The sequence below is a fragment of the Streptomyces sp. NRRL S-495 genome (assembly GCF_000966955.1).
GTDB lineage: Bacteria > Actinomycetota > Actinomycetes > Streptomycetales > Streptomycetaceae > Kitasatospora > Kitasatospora purpeofusca.
In genome coordinates this window covers 1-7,540 of sequence record NZ_JZWY01000990.1, presented here as the reverse complement: position 1 = coordinate 7,540, position 7,540 = coordinate 1, and the positions used below count along the sequence as shown (strand labels likewise).

General features: G+C 72.9%; 8 protein-coding genes and 1 pseudogene. 5 read left to right on the top strand and 4 right to left on the bottom strand.

The genetic code is table 11. The annotated features are described in order from the left end of the window. Together VR45_RS37535 and VR45_RS37530 are read left to right on the top strand one after the other, a co-directional pair. The coding region (locus VR45_RS37535; protein WP_045944425.1) for a DUF664 domain-containing protein at positions 1 to 289 on the top strand (289 nt) is incomplete at its 5' end. Between the two features lie 116 nt (positions 290 to 405). Further along, positions 406 to 735: a UBP-type zinc finger domain-containing protein gene (locus tag VR45_RS37530; RefSeq protein ID WP_078897343.1), complete on the top strand. Its 330-nt coding sequence runs from the start codon at positions 406 to 408 to the stop codon at positions 733 to 735. A 51-nt stretch (positions 736 to 786) separates the two neighbouring features. Here the strand turns inward: VR45_RS37530 and VR45_RS37525 are convergent, their stop codons facing one another. Together VR45_RS37525 and VR45_RS37520 are read right to left on the bottom strand one after the other, a co-directional pair. Continuing rightward, complete coding sequence (locus VR45_RS37525) at positions 787 to 1,305, bottom strand: dihydrofolate reductase (RefSeq protein WP_045944424.1); 519 nt, start codon at positions 1,303 to 1,305, stop codon at positions 787 to 789. Next, positions 1,302 to 2,099: a thymidylate synthase gene (locus VR45_RS37520; RefSeq protein ID WP_045944423.1), complete on the bottom strand. Its 798-nt coding sequence runs from the start codon at positions 2,097 to 2,099 to the stop codon at positions 1,302 to 1,304. Before VR45_RS37520 ends, VR45_RS37525 begins: the two co-directional genes overlap by 4 nt. Positions 2,100 to 2,597: 498 nt before the next feature. On the opposite strand from VR45_RS37520, the pseudogene VR45_RS50890 reads away from it, so the two are divergent. Together VR45_RS50890 and rho are read left to right on the top strand one after the other, a co-directional pair. Further along, a pseudogene (locus tag VR45_RS50890) lies at positions 2,598 to 2,702 on the top strand (hypothetical protein); the annotation flags it as partial. Continuing rightward, positions 2,682 to 4,004, top strand: coding sequence for a transcription termination factor Rho (gene rho, locus VR45_RS37515; protein ID WP_353612752.1), 1,323 nt, complete (start codon positions 2,682 to 2,684; stop codon positions 4,002 to 4,004). The pseudogene VR45_RS50890 and the gene rho, both read left to right, overlap by 21 nt. Positions 4,005 to 4,106: 102 nt before the next feature. Here the strand turns inward: rho and VR45_RS37510 are convergent, their stop codons facing one another. Next, complete coding sequence (locus tag VR45_RS37510) at positions 4,107 to 4,898, bottom strand: LppY/LpqO family protein (RefSeq protein ID WP_286163639.1); 792 nt, start codon at positions 4,896 to 4,898, stop codon at positions 4,107 to 4,109. Between the two features lie 376 nt (positions 4,899 to 5,274). Then, positions 5,275 to 5,739 (bottom strand): hypothetical protein, encoded by a 465-nt coding sequence (locus VR45_RS37505; RefSeq protein WP_045944421.1) that lies wholly within the window; start codon positions 5,737 to 5,739, stop codon positions 5,275 to 5,277. Between the two features lie 343 nt (positions 5,740 to 6,082). Between VR45_RS37505 and VR45_RS37500 the strand changes: the two genes are divergently transcribed. Next, positions 6,083 to 7,477 (top strand): isopeptide-forming domain-containing fimbrial protein, encoded by a 1,395-nt coding sequence (locus VR45_RS37500; RefSeq protein WP_045944420.1) that lies wholly within the window; start codon positions 6,083 to 6,085, stop codon positions 7,475 to 7,477. The last annotated feature ends 63 nt before the right edge of the window (positions 7,478 to 7,540 follow it).

The following is a 7,540-nucleotide window of genomic DNA, read 5'->3' as shown; positions in this document are numbered from 1 at the left end:
CACCTGGGAACACTCGGACGCGACGATCAACGAGCTCCCCCTCGACGCCCCCGGCAACGTCCCCTGGTGGTCGGAGCCTTCTCCCAACACGAACCTGTTCGCCGTCATGGTCCATGTCCTCGGCGAGTCCAACCGGCACACCGGGCACGCCGACATCCTGCGCGAGAGCCTCGACGGCCGGACCGGGATCCGCCCCGAACACGAGAAGCGGATCGACGAGGAAGCCCGTGCGGCTTACTGCGCAAAGCTCGAGCAGGCCGCAAGGTCGGCCGCACCGCTCAAGGCTTAGAGGCTGCCTCCTGCCCTGATCACACCCCGGGTGGTCCGATCCGACTCCGACGGTCACCACCGCCGGACAGCAGGTCCGGCCTGCGCCGCCGGGTCCGGCCTCGTAGGGTGTGCCCTGTGAACGATCGGCACGGATGGCGGGTCGCGCCCGATCCGGGCCGGGCCGTCCAACCGACCTGCGACCACCTCGACGGCCTGCGCGAGGTCCCGGCGAACGCGGCCCCCGGCTGCGAGGACTGCCTACGGGACGGCGGCACCTGGGTGAACCTGCTGGCCTGCCTGAGCTGCGGGCACCTCGGCTGCTGCGACAGCTCCCCGGGGCAGCACGCCTACCAGCACGCCCACGCCCACCGTGCCCACCACATCGCCCGCTCGCTCCGGCCCGGCGAGCACTGGGCCTGGTGCTACACCGACGAGGTCTACCTGCGCCCCGCCCGCCCGGCGTGACCCCGTTCCGCACGCCCGTTCCGTGGGCCCGCGGAACGGGCGTGCGGAAGGTCAGTCCGAGTTGCCGCGACGCGCGTACGTGCGGATCCGGTAGCGCACACCGGACGTCGAGGTCCGAGGCCCGCCGTCCTCGGTGACGGTCCAGTCGGGGCCGACGGCGGGGGCGTAGGTGTCGCCCCGCACCGACAGGTCGACCTCGGTGACCGACAGGGTCACGGCCCGGTCGATGACCTGGCGGTAGAGCTGCCCGCCGCCGATCACCCAGGTCTCGGCACCCGTGCCCTGCCCGGGTTCCGCGGCCGCGAGGTCCAGCGCCTCGTCGAGGGACCCGGCGCGGTCCGCGCCGTCCGCGGACCACTGCGGGTTGCGGGTCACCACGATGTTGCGCCGCCCGGGCAGCGGGCGGAAGCGCGGCGGGAGCGACTCCCAGGTGCGGCGGCCCATCACCACCGGGCGCCCGAGAGTGGTCGCCTTGAAGTGGGCGAGGTCCTCGGGCAGGTGCCACGGCATCGTATTGTCCGCGCCGATCACACCGTCCGGCGTCTGGGCCCAGATCAGTCCGATCCTCATACCGCGACCGGTGCCTTGATCGCGGGGTGGTGCTTGTAGTCCACCATCTCCACGTCGCCGTACGCGTAGTCGAAGAGCGAATCGGCCTGCCGCAACCGCAGCGCGGGGAAGTCGAACGGCGTCCGCGAGAGCTGCTCGGTCACCTGCTCCACATGGTTGTCGTAGATGTGGCAGTCGCCGCCGGTCCAGATGAAGTCCCCGGGCTCCAGGCCCACCTGCTGCGCGACCATGTGGGTGAGCAGGGCGTAACTGGCGATGTTGAACGGGACCCCGAGGAACAGGTCGGCACTGCGCTGGTAGAGCTGGCAGGAGAGCCGGCCGTCGGCCACGTAGAACTGGAACAGGGCGTGGCACGGGGCGAGCGCCATGGCGTCCAGCTCCCCGACGTTCCAGGCCGAGACGATCATCCGGCGCGAGTCCGGATCGCTGCGCAGCGTGTCGAGGACCTGACTGATCTGGTCGATGTGCCGCCCGTCGGGAGTCGGCCAGCTGCGCCACTGGACGCCGTAGACGGGGCCGAGGTCGCCGTCCGGGGCGGCCCACTCGTCCCAGATGGTGACACCGTGCTCACGCAGCCACTTCACATTGGACTCGCCGCGCAGGAACCACAGCAGCTCGTACACCACGGACTTCAGGTGCACCTTCTTGGTGGTGACCAGCGGGAACCCCTGCGAGAGGTCGTAGCGCAACTGGTGTCCGAACACGCTCCGGGTACCGGTGCCCGTCCGGTCGGCCTTGGCCGTCCCGGCGGTGAGCGTGTGCCTCAACAGGTCTTCGTACTGGGTATCCACCACGAGGGGCAAGTGTACGTGCCCACCCTGTCCGCCCCGGCCCGCCAGGGGTCCCCGGCGTGAACCCACGCCGTCGCGCACCCGGGGCCACATCGATATTCCGGGGGCGCCACAGCCACCCATGGTGCTACCCTGCATACAGGCGATGCTGGAAGCCCACCCCCAGGGGTGCGGGAACCAGGCGCCAGTACACAGCCGAACCGCTCGTAGCGGCCGGCCCGGACACCGGCGGACCGAAGCACTTCCAACGCTCCGTTCCCGGCACATCCACAGCAGCTGAGAGCGCTCGCCCCGGTACCGTCCGGGCGAACCAGCGACAGCGCGACAGCAACAGCCGACGCCGCCCGCACCGCCCTTCATGGTTGTGCCCAGGCCGCTTCGCCCGCCGCGCCCCGCGCCCCTCGACCGACTGCCGGCCGAACCGCGATCCCGCTCCGCCCGCCCGGCCGCTCACGGCCGCTGCGCCGCCACACCCTTCACACCGCACAGGAGTACCTGCTCGTGACGACCACCACCGAACCCACCACCACCGGCACGCCGCTGGACGGCCTGCTGAAGGCCGACCTGCACCAACTCGCCTCCGCCCTGGGCATTCAGGGCGCCGCACGCCTGCGCAAGGGCGAACTCGTCGAGGCGATCACCTCCACGCGCTCCACCGTCCGCCCGCCGGTGCCCGCCGAAGTACCGCGGCCCGCGCAGCGGGCGCGCGCCCGCTCCGACGGACCGGCGCAGCCGGACACCGCCGCCGGGAGCGACCTGGTCGCCGTCGCCGGAGTGCTGGACATCCGCGAGGGCAACGCCGTGCTGCGGACCTCCGGTTACCTCCCCGGGCCCACCGATGTGCACCTGCCCGCCGGCCAGGTGCGCGCACTCGGCCTGCGGACCGGCGACGTCCTGACCGGTGCGATCCGCCCCGTTGCGACCCGCCCCGGTGCGACCCGCCCCCGCGCGGGCGGCGCCCGCCCGCAGCTGGCCCGTGTCGACACGGTCAACGGCTGCCCCGCCGAGGAGTCCCGGCCCCGCCCGGCGTTCCACGAACTGACCCCGCTGTACCCGCACCGGCAGCTGCGCCTGGAGACCGAGAGCGACCCGCGGCAGCTGACGGGCCGTGTCATCGACCTGGTGGCGCCGATCGGGAAGGGCCAGCGCGGCCTGATCGTCGCGCCGCCGAAGGCGGGCAAGACCCTCGTCCTGCAGTCGATCGCGGAGGCGATCGCCCGCAACCACCCCGAGGCGCACCTGATGGTCGTCCTCGTCGACGAGCGCCCGGAGGAGGTCACCGACATGCGCCGCTCGGTCAAGGGCGAGGTCATCGCCTCCACCTTCGACCGGCCCGCCCGCGAGCACATCGCCCTGGCCGAACTCGCCGTCGAGCGGGCCAAGCGCCTCGTCGAACTCGGCCACGACGTGGTCGTCCTGCTCGACTCCCTCACCCGCCTCGCCCGCGCCCACAACGCCACCGCCCCCGCCAACGGACGGACCCTCAGCGGCGGCCTCGACGCGAGCGTCCTGCAGCACCCGAAGCGGCTCTTCGGCGCGGCTCGCAGCATCGAGAACGGCGGCTCGCTGACCATCCTGGCCACCGCCCTCGTCGACACCGGCTCCCGGATGGACGACCTGATCTTCGAGGAGTTCAAGAGCACCGGCAACATGGAGCTCCGCCTCGACCGCCGCCTCGCCGACCGGCGCGTCTTCCCGGCCGTCGACGTCAAGGCCTCCGGCACCCGCCGCGAGGAACTCCTCCTCGGCCCCGCCCGCACCCCCGCGACCTGGGCCCTGCGCCGCGCCCTGGGCGGCCTCGACACCCAGCAGGCCACCGAACTCCTCCTGGACCGCGTGAAGCGCACCCGCGGCAACGCCGACCTCCTGCGCCAGGTGGTCACCAACTCCCCGTCCCGCCAGGCCTGAACGGGAGCACCCTCCACCTCTTCGGTTCCTGCCCCCGACCCGTCCGCCGCCCGCCGCTCCCGCACGTCACAGGACCGACCGGGCGTCCTGGGAGCGCGCCCGTCAGGCGGTGGGTGCGGAGTTGGTGGCGTCCAGCGCCGCGCGCAGTGCCCGGGCCAGGGCCGTGCCGTCCCCGATCGCCCAGAAGTGGGCGAAGAACAGGCGGGGTTCCTCGGTGAGGCCGTGGTTGTGGAGTTCGACGAGGTCGATCCCGCCGCGCCGCAGGGAGGTCAGGACGGCGCGGACCTCGCCTGCGGTCATGGCGAAGTCGCCGTTGATCGCGGCCCGTCGGCCACCGACGGGGTAGAAGCTGATGAGCGTGGTCGCACCCGCGGTCGGGGGCAGGACGCGTCCGTGGTCGGTGACCGTCTCCCGGCGGGCGAAGGTGAACCGGAGGACTCCGCTGTCGTTGACGCCCTTCGCGTTCAGCGTCTCCTCGACGGCGGCGGTGTCCAGGTCGAGCGGCGGCTGCGAGGCGGGTGGCGGAGCGGTGGGCGTGCTGGTCACGGCCAGCGCGGCGGCCACACCGTGCGCCAGGGGCCGCGGGTCCTCGGCGTGACCGTGGAAGTGGGCCCACCACATGGCGGGCTCGTGGGCCGGCAGGTGCTTGTGGACCGAGGAGAGGTCCAGTCCCCGGGCGTGCAACGCGTCGGTGGCGTGCTGCAGCTCCGCCTCGGTGAGCGCGAGGCTGCCCATCACCACGGTCCGGCCGTCGTCGTAGCGGGTGAACGCCGCGTAGGAGCCCACGAACAGGGTGACCCCGTACGTGGTCACCGGCAGGTCCTGCCGGGCGAAACGCACCCGGTAGACCGAGCCGTCCGACATCGTCCCCGTCCTGCCCAGGACCTCGGCCACCGCGCCTGCCCAGGCCCTCGGCCACCGCGCCCCAGTCGGCCTCCCTTGTCGGCACGGGCAGCACCGGCTGCCGCCGGACCGCCTCTGCCGACGCCACCCTCGGAGTCGCCCCGACCAGCACCGGTGCCACTGCGGCTGCTGTCAGCAGTCGGCGGCGGGAAGGGTTCTCCCGGAAGTCCTCTGCGCCCCGCATTGCCACACGTTCCCTTCGCCCGACAGTTCGCCAGGACCATGGAACCGACCCGGGGCACCGAACCCGGAAGCGCCACGCCGGACCGCCGGGGAGGACCGGAACGTGCCCCTCCCGGGGCGTCGCGCCACCCGCCGCTTCGGCCCGGCACGTGGCGTGCCGGGCCGAAGCGGAGTGGGCCGGAGGTCAGCCGCGGGGGACGGCCTTGGTCCACCAGCCGCTCCAGTTGCCGCCGGCGTCCCGGTCGCGGAAGAAGTCCGCGCCGAGGGTGAAGGAGCGCGAGCCGATGCTGAAGGCGTTGCCCTTCCGGTTCACGATCTTGACCTTGTTGGCGAAGTCGTGGTCGCCGCCGAGGGACATCCACGCGGCCTGCGCGCCCTTCGGCGGGAACCAGGTCGTCCACACGTTGAAGTCGGTGCCGATCACGAAGAGCTGCTTGGTGCCGTCGGAGAGGGTGACGTAGGTCTTGCCGTCGCCGTAGTCGCCGCCGCAGAAGAAGGTGCCGCCGTTGGCGTTGCAGGTCTTGGGCCGGGGGGCCGGCTGCGCCTGGCCCCGGTCGTCGCCCTGGCTCTGGGCGAGGGCCGGGGACGAGGCCAGACCGAGGGTGGCCACGGCGGCGAGGGCCACGACGGCGGTCCTGATCCTGTTCATCACTGCTCCTGAGGAGTGCTGGTGCTGCACGGGAGGTGTGGGCCGATCCGGCCCGCGGCCAGCCTCGGCCAGTCCTTGACGGAGCGTCAACGAAATCCGGGGCCGGTGCCCCCGGTGCAGGTCGTAGGTGCCTCTGTGGGCAGGAAACGCCGGAACGGTGAACCGTGCCGCGGCCGCGGCGGGCCGGGCCGGGAGCCGCGGCGAGGCGGGGCGCGATCCGGGGCGGTTCGCGCCCACGGGTGCTCCGGGAGCCGCGCCCCGCGCTCTCGTCCGTACAAGAACCATTGCCGCACCCTGAAGGCGGATGCCACCGGATCCCGGCACCGGAACAAAGGGGAAGAACGTGACCACTCCCGCCCCGTCCCGCATCACTCTCGTCAACGGCAGCTTCGAGCAGCCCGCCGTCGCGGGCGGCAACGCGCTGCTGCCCGACGCCTCCCAGACCCAGAGCCCGAACCACGTCCCGGGCTGGCTGACCACCGCCACCGACCACCTCATCGAGATCTGGCACGACGGCTTCAACGGCGTCCCCTCCGCCGACGGCGCCCAGTTCGCCGAACTCAACGCCAACCAGGTCTCCACGCTCTACCAGGACCTGCCCACCACCCCCGGCGCCACGCTGTACTGGCGGCTCTACCACCGCGGGCGGCTCGGCCAGGACACCATGGCCCTGGACATCGGCCGGCCCGGCGCGGTGGTCCAGCAGCGCCAGTTCACCGACGGCACCACCGCCTGGGGCTTCTACTCCGGCACCTACACCGTCCCGGCCGGGCAGACCGTCACCCGCTTCGCCTTCCGCTCGGTCGCCTCCGCCGGCGGCAACCAGTCGGTCGGGAACTTCCTCGACGGCATCTTCTTCGGCACCGCCCCCGCCGTCACCCTCACCAAGTCCGCGATCCCCGACGGGCCCCTCCAGGTGGGCGACGTCATCACCTACCGGATCGTCGCCAGGAACGAGGGCGGCGGCAGCGCGGAAGCCCTCGTCCTCACCGACACCGTCCCGGACGGCACCACCTACCTGCCCGGGACCCTGCGCATCGTCAACGGCCCCAACGCCGGGGCGAAGACCGACCGGCAGGGTGACGACCAGGCCTCCTTCGACCCGGTGGGCAACCGGGTGACGTTCAACCTCGGCAACGGCGCCACCGCGGGCCGCGGCGGCAGCCTGCCCAACACCGACACCCTGCCGAACGGCACCACCGTCGAGTACCGGGTCACCATCGACGAGGACAGCGCCGGCGGACACATCACCAACACCGCCACCGCCACCTACGAGAACCGGCTCGGCCCCACCCCCGAACCCCTCACCGCCACCTCCGACCCGGCCGACACCGAGGTCCTCCCGGCGGCCGACCTGAACGTCACCAAGTCCGCCGACGAGACCACCGTCACCGTCGGCCAGACCGTCACCTACCGGGTCACCGTCCGCAACGCCGGACCCAACACGGCCACCGGCGTCACCGTCACCGACCCCCTCCCGGCCGGCCTGGCGTTCCTCTCCGCCGAGACGGGAAGCGGCAGTTACGACCCCGGCGCCGGCAAGTGGAGCGTCGGAACGCTGGCCGCCGACGCCTCCGCCACCCTCACCCTCCGGGCCAAGGCCACCGCCCCGGGCGCCGTCACCAACACCGCGACGGCGCACGCCACCGAGACCGACCTCCACCTCGCCGACAACACCGACTCCGTCACCGTCTGCGTCAAGGCCGCCCCCGCCTGCCGGCCCGCCGGCTGCTGCTGACCCTGCCGGCCCCGCCGCCCCGTCGTCCGACCCCGGCCCGGGTGGGCCGGGGCCGGCCGCGCG

Coding starts and splice junctions, on each gene's coding strand:
- VR45_RS37525 (WP_045944424.1), bottom strand. CDS start 1,305: ATGAGGATCGGACTGATCTGGGCCCAGACGCCGGACGGTGTGATCGGC.
- VR45_RS37505 (WP_045944421.1), bottom strand. CDS start 5,739: ATGAACAGGATCAGGACCGCCGTCGTGGCCCTCGCCGCCGTGGCCACC.